This is a genomic window from Jiangella ureilytica (assembly GCF_004348545.1).
GTDB lineage: Bacteria > Actinomycetota > Actinomycetes > Jiangellales > Jiangellaceae > Jiangella > Jiangella ureilytica.
Genome location: NZ_SMKL01000080.1, coordinates 1 through 18,861 on the forward strand (window position 1 = coordinate 1; position 18,861 = coordinate 18,861).

An 18,861-nucleotide genomic window follows, 5' to 3' on the forward strand; every position below is an offset into this window, starting at 1 on the left:
GCCACCGCCACGACGCCCGCCCCGAGCGCGTCGGTCACCAGCGCGCACAGCACACCCGCGACGATCGCGTTCACCGCCGACACGAAGAACGCCGCGCTGCCCAGCACCTGGCTCGCGTTGCGGCGCACGATCATGCCGTAGGTCCGGTCGATGCCGGCGAGGTCGTCGGTGGTCCCCGCGACCAGGTGCGCCTCGATGCCCGGGTCCAGAGCGACGTAGGCGGCGCGCAGCCGGTTCATCCCCAGACCAGCGCCAGGTCGTCCGTCGACGCGTTGTAGACGCGCACCGCCGTCAGGGTGCCGAGCAGCAGCACGATCGCGGCCAGCCCGATGGCCAGTCCCTGGAACCGGGCGCCGAAGCCGGACGCCTGTGCGACGAGCGCCAGCGCCACGATCGCCGCCGACGACACCGTCAGGTGGATCGTGATGCGGCCCATCACCTCCGACCACGTCTGGCTGCGGGTCGCGAGCAGGCTCCAGTGCTCCGTGGCGAGAAGCTGCGCCCGTACGTGTCCCGGCTGCGCCGGTGCCGCGCCGACCTGCGACGAGAGTTTCATGGCCATGTGATCCCCTCCGATCCACATGGTCCTCCCGGCTGCCGCCGCCCGCTAGGGTCGTGGGGTGCTGAGAGTCGGGCTGACGGGTGGGATCGGGGCCGGCAAGTCGGTGGTGGCGCACCGCCTCGCCGAGCGGGGTGCGACGGTCATCGACGCGGACCTGCTGGCGCGCGAGGTGGTCGAGCCGGGGACGCCGGGGCTGGACGCCGTCGCCGCGGAGTTCGGGCCGGGGGTGCTGACGCCCGACGGCGCCCTCGACCGGCCGGCGCTCGGGAAGGTCGTCTTCGCCGACGACGACCGCCGGCAGGCGCTGAACGCCATCGTGCACCCGCTGGTCGGACGGCGGCGGCAGGAGCTGGTCGCGGCCGCCGGGCCCGACGCCGTCGTCGTCGAGGACATCCCGCTGCTGGTCGAGAACCGGTACGAGGCCGGGTTCGCGCTGGTCGTGGTCGTGCACGCGCCGGAGGAGGAGCGGCTGCGGCGGCTGGTCGACGACCGCGGCATGACGCCGGCCGACGCGCTGGCCCGCATCCGGGCGCAGGCGACGGACGACCAGCGGCGGGCCGCGGCGGACGTCTGGATCGACAACTCCGGCCCGCTCGTGGACACCGAGGCCGCCGTCGACGACCTGTGGTCGCAGCGGCTGGTGCCGTTCGAGGCGCACCTGCGCGCCGGAACCCGGGCGCCGCGGCCGCCGCACGCGATCCTCGCCGACCCCGACCCGGCCTGGCCCGAGCAGGCCAGGCGGCTGCTGGAGCGGATACGGCGCATCGCGGGGGACCGGCTGATCCGCGCCGACCACCACGGCTCGACATCAGTGCCCGGACTGCCGGCGAAGGACGTCGTCGACGTGCAGCTCGTGGTCGCGGACCTCGAGACGGCGGCGGCGCTGGCCGGCGGGCTGGCCGACGCCGGGCTGGTCCGGCTGCCCGACCGCTGGTTCGACGTCGACCGCGACGGCGCCGAGCGCGACAAGGCGCTGGCGTGCAACGCCGACCCCGGCCGCCCCGTCAACTGCCACATCCGCCCGGTCACGTCGCCGACCTGGCGCGACGCCCTGCTGCTGCGCGACTGGCTGCGCGCCCACCCCGACGCGGTCGCCGAGTACGCCGCGCTGAAGCGCGACCTCGCCGCCCAGCCGCACGACACCATCGACGAGTACGCCACCCGCAAGACGCCCTGGATCAACGCCGCCCTCGCCCGCGCCGACCGCTGGGCCGAGCAGACCGCTTGGCAGCCCTGACCTGCTCCTTCGTGGTGGGAATGATCACGTTCACCACGAAGTCCCGTGTCGCACTACGCCTGCGATCGTGGTGAGGCGCGAGGAATCCTGGTGATGCAGCGGCGTCAGGGGAGCGGGCGGTAGGAACCGCGGCCGGCGCCGGGCGGCGCGAGGCCAGGCCGCGGCTCGCCGCTACGCCGCGCCCGGCCGGGCCCGATCCCGTCGTCGCCCTGCCCGCCGTCTCCGGCCGCATCGTCCGCGCCGCTGCCGAGCAGGCTCCGGGTCAGTGCCTCGGTGTCGCCGAGCAGCTCGTCCAGCGCGGCGGCCAGGTCGGCGTCGCCCGGCGGATGGCCAGCATCGGCCGCCGTCAGGACCGCCCGCCGCATGAGCTCCTTCGCGAACGACGCCGTCGTCCCCTCGGACCGCTCCGCCGCAGCGTCGAGCGACGACGGCGCGAACGGCAGGTCGCGCGCGTACAGCCGGTTCAGACGCCGCCGCGCCGCCACGTCGGGCAGCGGGATCTCGACGGCGAGGTCGACCCGGCCGGGCCGCTGGGCCAACGCCGGCTCGAGCAGGTCGACGTGGTTGGTGGTGAGGACGAACGCGACGTCGGCGTCGTCGGCCAGCCCGTCGAGCGCGTCGAGCACCTCGAACAGCAGCGGCTGCGGGCCGGCGGAGTAGCTGCGGTCCTCGGCGATGAGGTCGCAGTCCTCGAGGACGACGACGGCCGGCTCGAGCGCGCGGGCGGTCTGCGCCGCGACCTGAATCAGCCGCAGCGCGTGCCCGGACAGCACGATGACCGTCGTACCGGGGCTGACCGACATGAGGTACCTGACGGTGTGCGTCTTGCCGGTGCCGGGCGGGCCGAAGAGCAGGATGCCGCGCTTGAGGTGCTGGCCGGCGGTGCTGAGCGCCTCGCGGTGCCGGGCGACGCCGGTGAGGTGCCGCTCGACCTTCGCCAGGACGCCGTCGGGGAGGACGACGTCGCCGGCGCTCAGCCCGGGCCGGCGGAGGAAGGTGACCGAGCCGTTGCTGGCGCCGAACTCGGCCGAGGCGAACGTCACCACCTGCCCGCGCAGCACGCTGTGCTCGGCCATGAGCCGGCGCACCTCGTCGAGGAGGGGCGGCACGACGGTGTCGGCCGCGGCCAGCACCTCGAGCTCGGGGAGCTCGCGGCCGAACTGCGGCTGGGCGTCGCGCTGCAGGACCACCACCGGCACGCCGTCGTACGAGAGCAGGTGCAGGCCGAACGAGACGACCTGGCGGCTGGAGTCGGGCCCGGTGGGGACGCGGGCGTAGTCGACCGGGCCGACGGGGAACATGCGGTGGATGCCGGCGTTCTCGACGATCTCGGCCAGCCCCGAGTGCCGCCGCTGCATGCCGCCGCCCACGCCGACGAGCTGCCGGCCGCCGTGGCGCCGGGCCAGCACCTCGAGCGCGACGTCGGCGTCGGCGAAGCGCAGCGGCGACAGCTGCTCGGTGACCACGGGCAGCGACCGGGGCTCGACGCCCAGGTGTGCCCGGAGCACGGGCAGCAGCGGCTCGGCGGTGTCGCCGGACTCGTCGCGGACCTGCTGCACGACCTCGTTCATGAAGGTGCGGAAAGTGGTCAGAAACCTGCGGGTCTCGTCGTCCATCGCTGCGAGCCTAGCCGGGTGCCGGCCGCCGGGTCCCGGCCGGCCCGGAGTCCGGCGAGGGCAGGGAACAGCCGCAGGGTCGGACTCTGTCGGTGCGACCGCATACTCTCGGTGTCATGCGTGCGGCAGGTGAGATCACTCGGACGGTGGCGCCCTTCAAGGTCGTCAGCGAGTTCGAGCCGTCCGGCGACCAGCCGGCGGCCATCGACGAGCTCGAGCGGCGCATCCGTGCGGGCGCCAAGGACACCGTGCTGCTCGGCGCCACCGGCACGGGCAAGAGCGCGACGACGGCCTGGCTCATCGAGCGGCTGCAGCGGCCGACGCTGGTCATGGTGCCGAACAAGACGCTGGCCGCCCAGTTCGCCAACGAGCTGCGCGAGATGTTCCCCAACAACGCCGTCGAGTACTTCGTCTCGTACTACGACTACTACCAGCCCGAGGCCTACGTCCCGCAGAGCGACACCTACATCGAGAAGGACTCCTCCATCAACGAGGAGGTCGAGCGGCTCCGGCACTCGGCCACGTGGTCGCTGCTGACCAGGCGCGACGTCATCGTGGTGGCGACGGTGTCGTGCATCTACGGCCTGGGCTCGGCCGACGAGTACCTCCACCGCATGGTGCACCTCAAGGTCGGCGACGAGAAGAACCGCGAGGGCCTGCTGCGCGAGCTGGTCGACGTCCAGTACACCCGCAACGACCAGAACCTCACCCGCGGCACCTTCCGGGTCCGCGGCGACACCCTCGAGATCATCCCGATGTACGACGAGCTGGCGCTGCGGGTCGAGTTCTTCGGCGACGAGATCGAGCGCATCATGACCATGCACCCGCTCACCGGCGAGGTCATGCGCGAGGAGCGCGAGACCTACGTCGCACCGGCCACCCACTACGTGTCCGGCCGCGCGCGCATGGAGCGGGCCATCGTCGGCATCGAGGCCGAGCTCGAGGAGCGGCTGGCCGAGTTCGAGCGGCAGGGCAAGCTGCTCGAGGCCCAGCGGCTGCGCATGCGCACCACCTATGACATCGAGATGATGCGCGAGGTCGGGTTCACGTCCGGCATCGAGAACTACTCGCTGCACATGGACGGCCGCCAGCCGGGGTCCGCGCCGAACTGCCTCCTCGACTACTTCCCCGAGGACTTCCTGCTGGTCATCGACGAGTCGCACGTCACCGTGCCGCAGATCGGCGGCATGTACGAGGGCGACATGAGCCGCAAGCGCACGCTCGTCGACCACGGGTTCCGGCTGCCCAGCGCCATGGACAACCGCCCGCTGCGGTTCGAGGAGTTCCTCGAGCGCATCGGCCAGACGATGTACCTGTCGGCCACGCCGGGCCCGTACGAGCTCGACAAGGTCGACAGCGTCGTCGAGCAGATCATCCGCCCGACCGGCCTGGTCGACCCCGAGGTGGTGGTCAAGTCCACCAAGGGCCAGATCGACGATCTCATCCACGAGATCCGGCTGCGCATCGAGCGCGACGAGCGGGTCCTCGTCACCACGCTCACCAAGAAGATGGCCGAAGACCTCACCGACTACCTGCTCGAACGCGGCATCCAGGTGCGCTACCTGCACAGCGAGGTCGACACCCTGCGCCGGGTCGAACTGCTGCGCGAGCTGCGGATCGGCGAGTTCGACGTGCTGGTCGGCATCAACCTGCTCCGCGAGGGCCTCGACCTCCCCGAGGTGTCATTGGTCAGCATCCTCGACGCCGACAAGGAAGGGTTCCTCCGCTCCGGCACGTCGCTCATCCAGACCATCGGCCGCGCGGCCCGCAACGTGTCCGGCCAGGTGCACATGTACGCCGACACCATCACGCCGTCCATGCAGAACGCGATCGAAGAGACCAACCGCCGGCGCGAGAAGCAGGTCGCCTACAACCGCGAGCACGGCATCGACCCCACCCCGCTGCGCAAGCGCATCAGCGACATCACCCAGATGCTGGCCCGCGAGGACGCCGACACCGAGGCGCTCATCGGCGGCTCCGGCCGCGCCGCGAGCCGCGGCAAGTCTCCGGTGCCGGGGGTCCGGGCCAGCGTCGGCAGCGCCGGCAAGCACGCCGCCGACCTCGCCGGCATGCCCGCGGCCGACCTCGCCGGGCTCATCCAGCAGCTCAGCGACCAGATGCGCGCCGCGGCGGCCGAGCTGCAGTTCGAGCTGGCCGCCCGGCTCCGCGACGAGATCTCCGAGCTCAAGCGCGAACTGCGCGGCATGCACGAGGCCGGCGTCGGCTGACACCACCTGCCGGGGCCGGCTGCGGCTGCCGTGACGGCCGGGGAGCAGTGGGCATCGCCGCGTCGGACGCGCCGCCGCGCCCCGGAGGGCGAGCGGCTGGGAACGGCGGTGCGTCGGTGTCCGCGGATTCACCCGGTGGTGGCGACACCGGGTGGGTCGGGTGCTGGGCAGTGGTTCGCCGAGGACGCCGGCGGGCGTTCTCCGGTCGTGTCGGTACGCCCTGCAGATCATCGGCGGCGGACGGGAACGGCGTGGCGATGCTGCGGCGAACGGGTGGCCTCGGAGTCGCCCTGGCGACCGCGACGTCGCACCGTTGCCGGTTGCCCTCGACCCGGGACGCTAGGGTGTCCGGCGATACCCGACGAACCGGGCGGAGGCCGGCAGCCATGAGAGGCGGCAGGCGCTGATGCTCACCGTACTGGGTGCCTCCGGCGACGAGGACCGCGTCTACGGGCAGTTGGTGTCGATGGTCTCCGCGACGGGAGCCGAGCTCGCCGCGGCCACCGGGCTGGACGCGGCGGCCGTCGACGCCGCGCTCGCCGGGCTCGAGGCGCGCGGCCTGGCCGGCCGGACCACCGACCTGCCGGTGCGCTGGGTCGCGGCCTCGCCCGGTGTCGTCGAGGCGATGATCGCCGAGCGGCTGAGCGAGCTCCGCTCGGCGCAGCAGACGCTGGACCGGCTGGCCGCCCAGCACCGCACCAACGCGCTGACCAGGGAGGCCTCGGGAGTCTTCGAGATCGTCCGGGGCGCCGAGGCGCTGCGGCAGACCGCGATGAACCTGTTGGCGGCGGCCCGGTTCCAGGTGCTCAACCTCGTCAAGCCGCCGATCATCGCCGTCCGCAGCGAGGAACGCGTGCAGCCGGGCCCGTCGGTGCGCGGCCGCACGGTGTTCGAGACCGAGGCGCTCGAGACCCCGGGTGCCCTGCAGGCGGTCCGCGCTGGCCTGCGCGACGGCGACCAGGTTCGCGTCCACACCAGGCTGCCGGTGAAGATGCTGGCCATCGACCGCGCGGTGGCCATGCTGCCGATGGCGCGCGACGACACCACACCGGTCGGCGTGCTGATCCGCCGCGGCGCGGTGCTCGACGCCCTGCTCGAGCTGTTCGACTTCGTCTGGGCGACCGCCGTCCCGCTGCACGTCGACAGCGAGAACTCCCCGCCGCCGCGAGAACCATTCCTCGACGCCGACGACCGGCGGCTGCTGTCGCTGCTGCTCTCCGGGCTGACCGACGAGGCCATCGCCGCCCACCGCGGCACCAGCACCCGTACCGTCCAGCGCAAGGTGCAGGCGCTCATGAACCGCGCCCAGGTGCGCACCCGCATGCAGCTGGCCTGGGAGGCCTCGCGCCGCGGCTGGGTCTGACCCGTCTGCCGGCGACCGCGTGTCGTCTCTGTGACATTGGCACACAGTCGCCGCCGCCAGCCGTTGAGTTCGGTTTCGCCGCCTTCGTACGGTGACGCCCTGGCTCCCGCCCCCAGGAGGACGTTGTGAGAGGTGTCATCGCCACCGCGGCCGTCGTCGCCCTGACCGCCGGCGGCGCCGCGGCGGTCGCGGCCCCCACTCCGGCACCACCCCCGCCGGCCGGTGCCCCGGCGGCCACCCCGGCCGTGACGAGCGGACCCGCCGCCCGACCGGCCGCGGACCCCGTCGTCATCACGCTGATCACCGGCGACCGCGTCGTCTATGCCGACACCGGCGGCGCCCGGCCGGACGTCAGCGTCGAACCGGCGCCGGACAGCGGCACCCGCGAGATGGTGATGACCGTCGGCCCGGACGGTGCCGTGCTCGTCGTGCCGGACCAGGCACAGCCGCTGATCACTGCCGGCGTGCTGGACGAGCGGCTGTTCGACGTGCGGTACCTGGCCGAGAACGGCTACGCCGACCTCGACACCATCCCGCTGATCGTCACCTACGCCGACGGCGCCCGGCTCGCCCAGCGGGCCGCGGCCCTCCCGGCCGTCGCCGATGTCACGCCGCTGACCAGCATCGACGGCGTCGGACTCGAGGTCGGCACGGAGGCGGCGGCCGACTTCTGGCGCCAGTTCGCGCCCGGCACCCGCGCCGGCCGCTCGGCCGCGGCCGCCGGGATCGCCGCGATCGCCGGGGTCGAGAGGGTCTGGCTCGATGCGAAGGTCGAGGCGAGCCTCGACGACAGCCGCCCCCAGATCGGCGTGCCCGAGGCGTGGGAGAACGGGTTCACCGGCGAGGGCGTCCGGGTCGCGGTCCTCGACACCGGGTACGACACCGGCCACCCGGACCTCGCCGGGCAGGTCGTCGGGTCGCACAGCTTCATCGAGGGCGAGACCGTGCACGACGGCCACGGCCACGGCACCCACGTGGCCTCGACGGTCGCGGGCACCGGGGCCGCGTCGGACGGCCGGTACACCGGCATCGCGCCGGGCGCGGACCTGCTCATCGGCAAGGTGCTCAGCGACGAGGGATCCAGCTTCGGCTCCGAGGTCATCGACGGCATGGAATGGGCCGTCGAGCAGGGCGCCGACGTCGTGAACCTCAGCCTCGGCTCGTTCCCCACCAACGGGCAGGACCCGCAGAGCCAGGCGCTGAACCGGCTCAGCGCGGAGTCCGGGACCCTGTTCGTCGTCGCCGCCGGCAACTTCGGGCCGGGCAGCCAGACGGTGACGACCCCGGCGGCGGCAGACGCGGCGCTGGCCGTCGGTGCCGTCGACGGCGAGGACGCGATGGCCGGCTTCTCCAGCCGCGGCCCCCGGGTCGGCGACCACGCGATCAAGCCGGAGATCACGGCGCCGGGCGCGGCCATCGTCGCCGCGCGCTCGGCGGGGACGACCGGAGGCGTCCCGGTGGGGGAGTACTACCTGGCCAACGCGGGAACGTCGATGGCCAGCCCGCAGGTCGCCGGCGTCGCGGCGCTGGTGCGGCAGCGGCACCCGGACTGGGACGCCGGGCAGCTGAAGGACGCGCTGATGAGCACGTCGCTCGACCTCGGCCACGGCCTCTACGAACAGGGCAGCGGCCGGGTCGACGCCGCCGCCGTCACCGCGAGCGACCTCGTCGCGACGGGCAAGGCCGAGCTCGGCGTGCACCCGTTCCCGCGCGACGGCGCCGCCCCCCGCACCGTCCCCGTCACCTACACCAACAGCGGCGGCACCGACCTGCGCCTCGACCTGACGCTGGACGTCGCCGACCAGTCCGGGGACGCCCCGGCGGCCGGGACGCTGACGGTGTCGCCGGCCACGCTGACCGTGCCCGCGGGCGGGACCGCCACCGCCGCCGTCACCCTCGACCCGGCGGGCAGCGCGGCCGGGTCGTACACCGGGCACCTGCGCGCCACCGGCCCCGGCGACGTCGCGGCGGCGACGGCGCTCGCGTACGTCACCGACGGACCGGCGTACGACCTCACCGTCGGGCTGACCGGCCGGCTCGGAGCCACCCCGGCGCGGGCCAACGTCGTCGTCGTGAACCAGGACGACCCGCGCCTGTACTACACGTCCGAGACCTCGTACGAGGCCGACGCGATGACGTTCACCGTCCCGGCCGGCGACTACAGCGTCTACGGCACCGTCGCGACGGCCGACCCCGGCGGCGGGTACACCGATCTCAGCAGTGACCTGTTCGCCCTGACCGAGGTGGGCGTCGACGGCGACACCACCGTGACGGTGGACGCCCGCGACGCCGTCGACATCGAGTTCGAGGTCGCCGACGAGCCGCGGCCCACGGAGCCGACCCAGATCACCACCAACCTGTACCGCACCGCGGCCAACGGGATCCTGGTCGCCATGGGCGCGCTGGCGGACCGGTCCACGTCGACGACGGTGTACGGCGCCATCCCGGCGCCCGAGCCCGCCGAAGGCGAGCTGACCATGACGACGGTCACCACGCTGCGCGAGCCGCTCATCCGGGCGGCGGCCGGCTCGGACCCGGTGTCCGCGGTGACGCCGCGCTACACCGGGCGGTTCGACGGACGGCGGACGGCGCCGCTGGTCGACGTCGGGACCGGCACCGCCGAGGAGTACGCGGCCGCCGACGTGGCGGGCGCGGTCGTGCTGGTCGAGGGCGACCCGTCGTGGGCGGAGGACCAGGCTCGGCTGGCCGAGGCGCACGGCGCGACCGCGCTGCTGGTCGCGCGCGACGTGCCGGGGCCGGTGTCGGTCGACGTCGGCAGCGCGAACACGCTGCCGGTGCTCGCCACCAGCGCCGGCGAGGGCGCACGGCTGCGCGACCAGCTGGCCGGAGGCCCGGTCGAGCTGACCCTGACCGGCGTCGAGGAGGCGCGGTTCACGTACCAGCTCTGGGCTGAGGACGCCGGCCGCATCCCGGACGAGCTCACGCACACCACGCGCCGGGCCGAGCTGGCCGCCGTCGAGAACGCCTACCACGCCGACATGGAGGGCCTGCGCGGCAGCGAGGTCATGGAGGTGTTCGCCGAGTGGGAGGGCGGCACGTTCCGCTACTTCGACCAGCTCGTGCAGCCGGCGCGGCGCACCGACTACGTGAGCGCCGGGCCGGACCTGCGCCAGCTGCAGCAGGTCCACTCGGTGTGGGGCTTCAACTCGGCGAACCTGCGCGGCGCCGTCCAAACCTACGAGCCCGGCGGGCGCTACCCGGTGACCTGGCACAAGGCGCCCAGCCACCCGAGCGGCTACACCGAGCTGCCGTGCGTGATGTGCCGGACGGAGAACATCCTCGCGTTCGCGCCGTGGCCGCGGTCCGACTCCGACCCGGAGCACCACGGCTCCGGCCGGACGTGGACCACGACGACGCTCTACCGCGACGGCGAGCCGATCGAGGACGAGGCGGCGTACTTGGTCGAGGGCCCGGCGACGTACCGGATCGAGCAGGTCGGCGAGGCCGAGGTGGGCCCTGAGCACCAGCTGGCCGCCTGGTCGCACACGGCGTGGACGTTCGTGTCGTCGGCGCCGGAGGAGCTGGAGGTCGACGGCTGCGGCGAGCTGCTGCCGAGCGCGAACGTGTGCGCGGCGGTGCCGGCGATCCTGCTCGGCTACGACGTGCCGCTGGACCTGCTCAACCGGGCGCCGGCCGGCCGCGGCTTCGGGTTCACGGTGCGCACGGGCCGCCCGGTCGGGTTCGCCGGCCCGTCCGACGTGGCCGGGCTGACGGTGGAGGTCTCCTTCGACGACGGCGCCACCTGGGAGTCCGCCCGCGTCCTGCCCCGGCCGCGCGGCGGCGAGTTCCACGTCCGCACCCACCACCCGAGGCTGGCCGAGACCAACGGCTTCGTCAGCCTGCGGGTCGAGGCCTGGGACGACCGCGGCAACCGCACCGAGCAGACCATCGAGCGGGCCTACGCGCTGTCCTGACCACCCGCTCCCATGATCATCGGCGATCGACCACATCCTGGCGTGGTCGATCGCCGATGATTCACGTCAGTCAGTCGAGGGCGTAGGCGCGCAGCACCTCCTGCTCGATCCGGCCGCCGGCCTCGTCCCACGCCGAGACCCGCAGCGACAGGTGCGTCGCGGCGGCGGGCACGCGGCCGATCACGGCGCGGAACTCGCCGTCGCCATGGGGGACGACCCGGGCGGGCCGCCAGCTCGCACCGTCGTCGAACGAGACCGAGACCTCCGCGCCCGCCACCGGCGCCGTGCCTGCCGCGCCCGGCTGGTGGCCCACCCCCAGGTCGACGACCTGGGCGCCCGGCTTCGCCGCCACGTTCAGCAGCGACACGTCGACGCCGTAGTCGAGGGTGAGCAACGGCAGCGTCGTCGGCTCATCGACGGTCGACGATGGCACGGTCCAGGCCGTCGAGGTCGCCGGGGACGCCCGCCACCACGGAGCCGAGCGCGCCACGTCGAGCTCCACCCGCAGCGACGACGAACCCGCCGGCACCGGGAAGGTCCCGTTCGCCTGCGCGCCCGACGCCACCTGCTGTCCGTCCGCGAACAGCCGGAACGCCGGCGTGTCGACCGACGGCACCAGCCCGCCGTAGTGACCCTCGCCGTCGACCCACTCGGGCAGCCGCAGCGTCACCTCGGCGCCGTCGCGGTGGGCCGCCGCGTTCTCGGCGCCGACGTCGACCGGCAGCACGCCCGGGGCGAGCACCTGCCGGAACCACGCGTCCTCGAGCTCCAGGCCGTTGTCGTAGGTCCGCGGTGCCGACAGCATCGGGAAGCCGAACGGATCGGCGTCGGTCGATGCGCCGTAGGCGTACTGCGCCCACGACGTGTCGCCGCCCGACACGTACTCGACCCGCGACTGCGGCGCCACCGTGCGGCGCAGGAAGCCGAACGAGAACGCGTCCCACGGGCGCCACTTGTGCCGCAGCTCGCCGATGCCCTGGCCGGGGACGTGGCTGTGGTAGGCGACGTCGATGCGGGTGGTGGTGGACGCGTCGATCTCGTAGTGCAGCGCCGGCGGCACCACGTCCTCCTCCACGAGCACGAGGTCGTACAGGTAGGGGCTCACCTCGATCGCCTCGACCGCCGCCGTCACCGGGCCCTGGTCCAGCAGCGCGAGCAGCGCCTGGCCCTCCTCGCGGGTCATGGCCATGGTCGGGACGGTGTTCGGGTCGCCGCCGATGGTCAGCGCGCCGGAGACGTTGTTGAAGATCATCACCAGCTCCGCCCCGGCCGCCGCCGCGTTGTGCATCTTCTCGAGGAAGGGGATCTCGCCCCGCTGGATCAGCGCGATCTTCCCGGCCACGTCGACGCCCTCGAAGTCCGCGGGCCGGCCGAGGCCCGCGTAGACGATCGGCAGCTCGAACGAGCCGTCCAGCAGCGCCGAGTTCAGCACGTACGTCGCCTCGATCGGCCGCTCCACCGGCGTCAGCGTGCGCACCTGGATCAGCGGCGCGACCAGCGAGTACTGCGTGTAGTACTCGAAGTCGCCGACGGTGACCGGGTCGGTCGGCGAGGCGTAGGAGACCTGCGCGCCGACGGAGAACGAGTGGGCGTAGGACTTGCCCTCAGGGTCCGACCGCCACCACGCGAGCATCGTGTTCGTCGCCTCGACCGGGTCGGCGGTCTCGACCTCGATGGGGACGGTGTCGCGGGCGTCCAGCGTCACCGTCGTCGGGCCGGTGACGATGAACTCCGGCGCGAACACCGCCGCGGTCTGCGTGGTGAACACATGTGGCTCGTCGTAGGTGAACACGAAGCCCATGGCGGCGTACCGGCCCGGCGGCACCCGGAACGTCGCCGCGCCGTCGACGAACCCGACGCTGGTCTCCGCGAAGACGCTGGTGTCGTCGACGTTGACCACGTCGACCAGGCTGATCCCGCCGGCCGGGCGGCCGTCGCGGGCGATCCCCTCGACGGTGAGGTCGTAGCGCTCGGACTCCTTGTGGAAGCCCAGCGCGGTCCGCACGCTCACGCCGTCGGGCCCCGTCGCGAGCAGCCAGCCGCCGTACAGGCCGTAGTCGCCGGCCGACGGGTCGACGGTGACGGCGACCTCGGCCGTGCCGCCGGCCGGCACCGTCACCGACGACGCGCCGAGCGTGACCATGCCGGGCGCGGGCGCCGTCCCGTCGTCGTCGGCGACCTCAGCCGTCAGCGACAGTGTCACGGGCACAGTGCCGGCGTTGCGGTAGGTGACCGTCCGGGTCACCGGCGCGACGTCGTCCTGCGGATACGGGAAGTAGCCGGCGTCGATCGGGCCGGTCGTCGCGAACACCTGCTGCGACGTCGCGCGGGCGAGATCGATCCGGCCGGTGCCCTGCTCGTAGACGGTCAGGGCGTCGTTCGGCGTCGTGGTCGACGCGAGGGCGGCCTTGAGGTCCGGCCCGGTCCACTCCGGCCGCTGCTGCGCCAGCAGCGCCGCCGCGCCCGCCACGTGCGGCGTCGCCATCGACGTGCCGTCCAGAGCGAGGTAGTCGTCGCCGACCGGGGTGCCGATGACGGCGCCCGCCGCCCGGGCCGCGACGATCCCGACGCCAGGCGCCGTCACGTCCGGCTTGAGCGCGAAGTCGCCCGCCCGCGGGCCGCGGCTGGAGAACCCGGCCAGCTGGTCCTGCTTGTCGACGGCGCCGACGGTGAGAGCGCCGGCGGCCGCGCCCGGGGTCGTGACGGTGCCGTCGCCCGGCCCGTCGTTGCCGGCGGCGATGACGAACAGCGCACCGGACTCCGCGCTGAGCTCGTTCACCGCCTGGCTGGCCGGGTCGGTGCCGTCGGTGTAGCCGCCGCGCACGCCCAGGCTGAGGTTGACGACGTCGGCGCCGTTGCCGACCGCCCACTCCATGCCGGCGATGACCTCGGACATCGGGCCGGAGCCGCCGTCGTCGAGCACCTTGACGTTCATCAGGTCGGCCTCGTAGGCGATGCCGCGGCGCTGCCCGTCCGACGCCGCGCCGCTGCCGGCGGCGATCGACGCGACGTGAGTGCCGTGCCCGTAGCGGTCGGTCGTGCTGTCCGACACGCTGAAGTTCGCCTCGGCGACGACCTTGCCGGCCAGGTCCGGGTGGGTGGTGTCGATGCCGGTGTCGAGGACGGCGATGGTGACGCCCTCGCCGGTGAACCCGGCCGCCCAGGCGTCCGGCGCGCCGATCTGCGGGGCGCTGTCCTCGTCGACCGTGCTCATGGTCTGGTCGAGCCAGATCTTCTCGACGCCGGCGAGCGGATCGGCGGCGGTGGCGGCCGTGCGGGCGCCGACGGCGTCGTCGAGCGGCCGGGCGCCGGTCAGCGCGTTCGCGAGAGCGGCGGCGGCGTCCTTGTCGACGTCGGCGGCGACGGCGCCGATCGACTCCAGCGTGTCGGTGGGGGTGACGGCGGGCAGCGGCGGGGCGGCGCCGCGGCGGGCCGTGGCCGGCGCCGACTCGACGATGACCGGCAGCACGTCGCTGCTCGCGTCGTCGTAGCCCTGCTCGATCAGCGCCGTGACGTCGAACAGCGCACGGTCCAGCAGGTCCGGGACCAGCGGCGCGACATCGGCCGGGACGACGTACAGGTGCCCGTCGATCTCCTGCTCGTGGAAGCCGGGGACCGACCCGTCGGCCCGGGCGGCGGGCTCGACGGTGGCCGCCCGCCGCCCGTCGGCCGCCGTCGTCACGTGCAGGCGGTCGCCGGTGATCAGGGTGACGGTGACACCGCCGCCCGGCGCGGCGAGGGGTGGGGCCGACCCCGCCGGGCCGACGGGCTCGGCGGTCGCGGCAGGGATCCCCTGCGCGACCAGGCCGGTGAGGACGACGGCGGCCGCGGCCGCTCTCCAGTACCTGCGCAACGTTCTGCCCTCCGGGGACACGGGGCGACGTGGGGGTGTGCGGTGTCCGGATCGTGCACAAGTTTCGTGGAACGTGACAAGGGATATGCTTTGGCGAAAATCCGTCAGTGGCAGGTTTTGGCCAGCGGTCTCGACCCTGCGGGAGCCGCGCATGCTGGAACAGCTCGGCCTCAGCGACGAGGAGCAGACCGTCTACCTCGCCCTGCTGGAGTGCGCCCGGCCGGCGACGGCGGCAGCGCTCGCCCCCGCGGGAGTGGCCCCCGACATCGTCGAGAAGGTCCTCGACTCCCTCGAGCTCCGGGGCCTGGCCGACCGCGTGCCGGGGCAGCCGCCGTCGTATCGCCTGGTCGACCCCTCGCTGGCGTTCGCCGACACGCTGGCCGCCCGCGAGCGCGACCTGCAACGCAGCCGCGCCCTGGTCGACGAGCTCGCCGTCCAGCACCGCCGCCGCCACGACGCCGTCGAGCCCGGCGACCTCGTCGAGATCGTCACCGGCTCCGACGCGACCGCGCGCCGGCTGGTCGACGTCTACAGCAGCGCCCGCACGCAGGTCCGCGCCATGGAGCGCCCGCCCTACGGCGTCGTCAACAGCGAGCCGAACCCCATCGAGGTCGAGCTGCTGCGCGCCGGCGTCCGCCACCGCGTCCTGTACGAGCAGAGCGCCGTCGACCTGCCGGGACGGCTGGCCGACCTCATCGGCGGCATCGCGGCGGGTGAGGAGGCCCGGGTCGCGCCCACCCTGCCGGCCCGGATGCTGCTCATCGACGACCGGCTCGCCATGCTCCCGGCCAAGGCCGGCGCGCTCATCACCGACCAGCTGCTCGTCGTGCATCCCAGCGGGCTGCTCGACGTGCTGGCCGAGGTGTTCGAAGAGACCTGGCTGCGCGCGATGCCCCTGCGGCTGGCGCCCAGCGACCAGGACGGCCAGGTCGACGACGACCGCGTCATCCTGAACCTGCTGGCGGCCGGGCTCACCGAGCAGTCGATCGCCCGGCACGTCGGCGCCAGCCAGCGGACCGTCCAGCGGCGCATCCGCGAGATCAGCGGCCGGCTCGGCGCCCGGACCCGGTTCCAGGCCGGCCTGCAGGCCGCCCGCAACGGCGTGCTCTGAGCGGCCCGGCCGCCGGCCGGCGCATGCCGCGGGACGCGCCGGGTAATCGGCGGGGTGGACGACGAATTGCGTTCGCGGGCGGGGCTGTGAAATATACTGGGATCAGCGTGGAGGGGAGTAATCCCGACGCGGTGGCATCGTCATCACGGATGCTCCCCACACCAGGGGCATCCCGGTGCCGCCGGCCCGGCGAACCCGGGCGGAAGAGACCTCCGGTTGCGCCCAGCGTCCGCTGTGCGCTCAGCTCACCGGAGAGGACTCTGTCTTCGTGTTGAACCTGCCCGTGTGGTTCGAGATCGGCACGTTCGTCGTGCTGACCCTGCTGCTCGTCCTCGATCTGCTCATCGTGACGCGCCGCCCGCACGCCCCGTCGATCCGCGAGGCCAGCCTGTGGGTGACCTTCTACGTGGGCCTCGCGGTGGTCTTCGGCGTCATCCTGGGCTTCGTCGGCCACGGCCAGGCGTCCGGCGAGTTCTTCGCCGGCTGGCTCACCGAGTACAGCCTCAGCGTCGACAACCTGTTCATCTTCGTCATCATCATGGCCCAGTTCCGGGTGCCCAGGCAGTTCCAGCAGTCGGTGCTGATGTTCGGCATCCTCACGGCCATCGTGATGCGCGGCGTGTTCATCCTGCTCGGCGCCGCGCTCATCAACGAGTTCGCCTGGGTGTTCTACATCTTCGGCGCGTTCCTCGTGTACACCGCGGTCCGGCTGGCCAACCAGCAGGTCCACCACGAGGAGCACGACGACGAGTACGAGAACGCGTTCGTCCGCCGCGCCCAGAAGGTGCTGCCGATGACGCAGGAGTACCACGGCATCAAGCTGCGTATCCGCGAGAACGGCAAGCGGCTCTACACGCCGATGCTCATCGTCTTCCTGTCCATCGCCTCCGCCGACCTGCTGTTCGCCGTCGACTCCATCCCGGCGATCTTCGGCCTCACCCAAGAGGCGTTCATCGTCTTCACGGCGAACATCTTCGCGCTCATGGGGCTGCGGCAGCTCTACTTCCTCATCGGCGGCCTGCTGCAGAAGCTCGTCTACCTGTCCGCCGGCCTCGCCGTCATCCTCGCCTTCATCGGCGTGAAGCTGATCCTGCACGCGCTGCACGAGAACAACCTGCCGTTCGTCAACGGCGGCGAGCCGTTCCACGACGTGCCCGAGGTGCCCATCTGGCTGTCCCTGACGGTCATCCTCAGCACCCTGGTCGTGACGACGGTGCTCAGCCTGATGAAGTCGCGCAGCGACGAACGGAAGGCGGCCCTGGCCGGCGGCCCGGCCGGCGGCTCGCCCGAGGTCGAGGACGGCTCCACGGCGCAGAGCCGGTCCGCCGACGACGTCGCCGACGGTCAGCGGGTCGACGACCACCGCTGACGCCTCTTCGCGGGGGACGGTGCCCGGCCCGCCCGGTCGCCGTCCCCCTACGCCGCCTCCGCCCCCGGAATGATCACGTTCAGCAGGGGATTCCCTGCTGAACGAGGCATGCAGGCCTGGTGAAGCGGGAGGACGCCTCGTGAGGCGTCGCCGCAGCTCACCAGCCGCGGGCGCGCCACTCGGCGAGGTGCGGGCGCTCGGCGCCGAGCGTGGTGTCGTCGCCGTGGCCGGGGTACACCCAGGTCTCGCCCGGCAGCCGGTCGAACAGCTTGCGCTCCACGTCGTCGAGGAGCGACGTGAAGTCGGCCGGGGTCGGCGTCTTGCCGACGCCGCCGGGGAACAGCGAGTCGCCGGTCCACAGGTGCGGCGGGCCCGTCGGGTCGTCGTACAGCAGGGCGATGCTGCCCGGGGTGTGCCCGACCAGGTGGATCACCTCGACCTCGGCGTCGCCGAACCGCAGCGTGTCGCCGTCGCGCACCGACAGCGCCGTCGGCACCGGGATCGCGGGGGCGTCGTCCTCGTGGGCGACGGTGACGGCTCGCGTCGCCGCCGCCACCGGCTCCAGCGCACCCCAGTGGTCGGGGTGCCGGTGCGTCGTCACGACGTAGCGCACCCGGCCGTCGCCGCACAAGGCCACCACCCGCGACGGCTCCGCCGCGGCGTCGATGACGAGCTCGTCGCCGGAGAAGCGGCAGCGCAGGACGTAGGTGTTGGTGTCCCACCGCCCGCCCACGGACGCCTTGGTGACGACCAGCCCGGCCAGCTCGTGCACCGCCGGCACGCCGCCCGGCCGCACGTGGCCCGAGTACGTGGTCACCGGCCCGTCACAGCCAGGCAGGCAGCGCGGGCAACCCGCCCGGCGGCTGCACCCGCAGGCCCGCGCCGGGCGAGCGCCCGGTCAGCCAGCCCAGCAGCTCGGCCGGCACTCCCGCGACCGTCACCGGTGCGTCGGGGCCCAGGTGCTCGACCCCGCCGCCGTCGACCTCGAGGGTGACGGCCGGGACGTCGTCGCGGCGGCCGAAGGCGCGCACCGTCTCGTCGAGGGCCCGCCGGACGAACGCGTCGGGCCAGTCCGACGGCGCGTAGCCGGCGGACAGGTCGACGTGGTGGACCTCGAGCTCGCGCAGCCGCAGCCACAGCACCCGCCGTCCGGGCAGCGGCTCGCCGGTGGCGGCGAACCCGCGGCGCACCTGGCGCTCCCAGCCGTCGTCGGGCATCTCCATGACGGCGCGGACGAACCGGTCGGCCGAGACCTGCAGGTCGTCGACCACCTCGGCGGGCGAGCGGCCGACGCCGGCCTCGATGTCGGCGTCGCGGGCCTCGCGGCTGGGGTACATCGGGTTCTCGCGGCCGGTGCGGGCCCAGGACAGCAGGTTGGACAGCGCGTCGGCGTTGCGGGCCACATGCGTGAGGACGTGGGCGCGGGTCCAGCCGGGACATAGACTGGGTGCGGTCAGGTCAGCGTCGTCCAGCGCCGCGGCCGTCGCGATGAGTCGCTCGGTCGCGGCGGTCACCGGTCCGGCGGCGGGGGAGTCGCCGGAATCGTGGGACATCGGTTCGGCGTTCACGGTGGGCACGCCTTCGAAC

General features: G+C 73.5%; 11 protein-coding genes and 1 pseudogene. 6 read left to right on the forward strand and 6 right to left on the reverse strand.

The annotated features are described in order from the left end of the window. Both E1212_RS24960 and E1212_RS24965 read right to left on the reverse strand, forming a co-directional pair. Positions 1-239 (reverse strand): annotated as a pseudogene (locus E1212_RS24960) (hypothetical protein); the annotation flags it as partial. Further along, the gene (locus E1212_RS24965; protein WP_131987526.1) at positions 236-562 is read right to left on the reverse strand and encodes a hypothetical protein; all 327 of its coding nucleotides are present in this window, start codon (positions 560-562) and stop codon (positions 236-238) included. The pseudogene E1212_RS24960 and the gene E1212_RS24965, both read right to left, overlap by 4 nt. 58 nt (positions 563-620) lie before the next feature. Between E1212_RS24965 and coaE the strand changes: the two genes are divergently transcribed. After that, positions 621-1,799, forward strand: coding sequence for a dephospho-CoA kinase (gene coaE, locus E1212_RS24970; protein ID WP_131987528.1), 1,179 nt, complete (start codon positions 621-623; stop codon positions 1,797-1,799). A gap of 104 nt (positions 1,800-1,903) precedes the next feature. On the opposite strand, the gene E1212_RS24975 is transcribed toward coaE, so the two are convergent. Then, the gene (locus tag E1212_RS24975) at positions 1,904-3,415 is read right to left on the reverse strand and encodes an AAA family ATPase (protein ID WP_131987530.1); all 1,512 of its coding nucleotides are present in this window, start codon (positions 3,413-3,415) and stop codon (positions 1,904-1,906) included. 116 nt (positions 3,416-3,531) lie between these two features. On the opposite strand from E1212_RS24975, the gene uvrB reads away from it, so the two are divergent. From uvrB to E1212_RS24990, 3 genes are all read left to right on the forward strand, one after another. Further along, positions 3,532-5,643 carry an excinuclease ABC subunit UvrB gene (gene uvrB, locus E1212_RS24980; protein ID WP_131987532.1) on the forward strand — a complete coding sequence of 704 codons (2,112 nt, stop codon included), beginning with the start codon at positions 3,532-3,534 and terminating at the stop codon, positions 5,641-5,643. 406 nt (positions 5,644-6,049) lie between these two features. Beyond that, positions 6,050-7,006, forward strand: a complete 957-nt coding sequence (locus E1212_RS24985) for a helix-turn-helix domain-containing protein (protein WP_131987534.1) — start codon at positions 6,050-6,052, stop codon at positions 7,004-7,006. A 125-nt stretch (positions 7,007-7,131) separates the two neighbouring features. Next, positions 7,132-10,941, forward strand: coding sequence for a S8 family peptidase (locus E1212_RS24990; protein ID WP_131987536.1), 3,810 nt, complete (start codon positions 7,132-7,134; stop codon positions 10,939-10,941). A gap of 70 nt (positions 10,942-11,011) precedes the next feature. Here the strand turns inward: E1212_RS24990 and E1212_RS30865 are convergent, their stop codons facing one another. Next, complete coding sequence (locus E1212_RS30865) at positions 11,012-14,794, reverse strand: S8 family serine peptidase (RefSeq protein ID WP_131987538.1); 3,783 nt, start codon at positions 14,792-14,794, stop codon at positions 11,012-11,014. A 151-nt stretch (positions 14,795-14,945) separates the two neighbouring features. Between E1212_RS30865 and E1212_RS25000 the strand changes: the two genes are divergently transcribed. Beyond that, positions 14,946-15,905: a helix-turn-helix domain-containing protein gene (locus tag E1212_RS25000; protein ID WP_162605620.1), complete on the forward strand. Its 960-nt coding sequence runs from the start codon at positions 14,946-14,948 to the stop codon at positions 15,903-15,905. A gap of 271 nt (positions 15,906-16,176) precedes the next feature. Next, positions 16,177-17,274, forward strand: a complete 1,098-nt coding sequence (locus E1212_RS25005) for a TerC family protein (protein ID WP_131987555.1) — start codon at positions 16,177-16,179, stop codon at positions 17,272-17,274. A gap of 157 nt (positions 17,275-17,431) precedes the next feature. On the opposite strand, the gene E1212_RS25010 is transcribed toward E1212_RS25005, so the two are convergent. Together E1212_RS25010 and E1212_RS25015 are read right to left on the reverse strand one after the other, a co-directional pair. Further along, positions 17,432-18,091, reverse strand: a complete 660-nt coding sequence (locus E1212_RS25010) for an MBL fold metallo-hydrolase (RefSeq protein ID WP_131987542.1) — start codon at positions 18,089-18,091, stop codon at positions 17,432-17,434. A 7-nt stretch (positions 18,092-18,098) separates the two neighbouring features. Continuing rightward, a complete protein-coding gene (locus E1212_RS25015; RefSeq protein ID WP_131987557.1) occupies positions 18,099-18,827 on the reverse strand; it encodes a maleylpyruvate isomerase family mycothiol-dependent enzyme in 729 nt (242 codons plus the stop codon). Positions 18,828-18,861 lie beyond the last annotated feature (34 nt).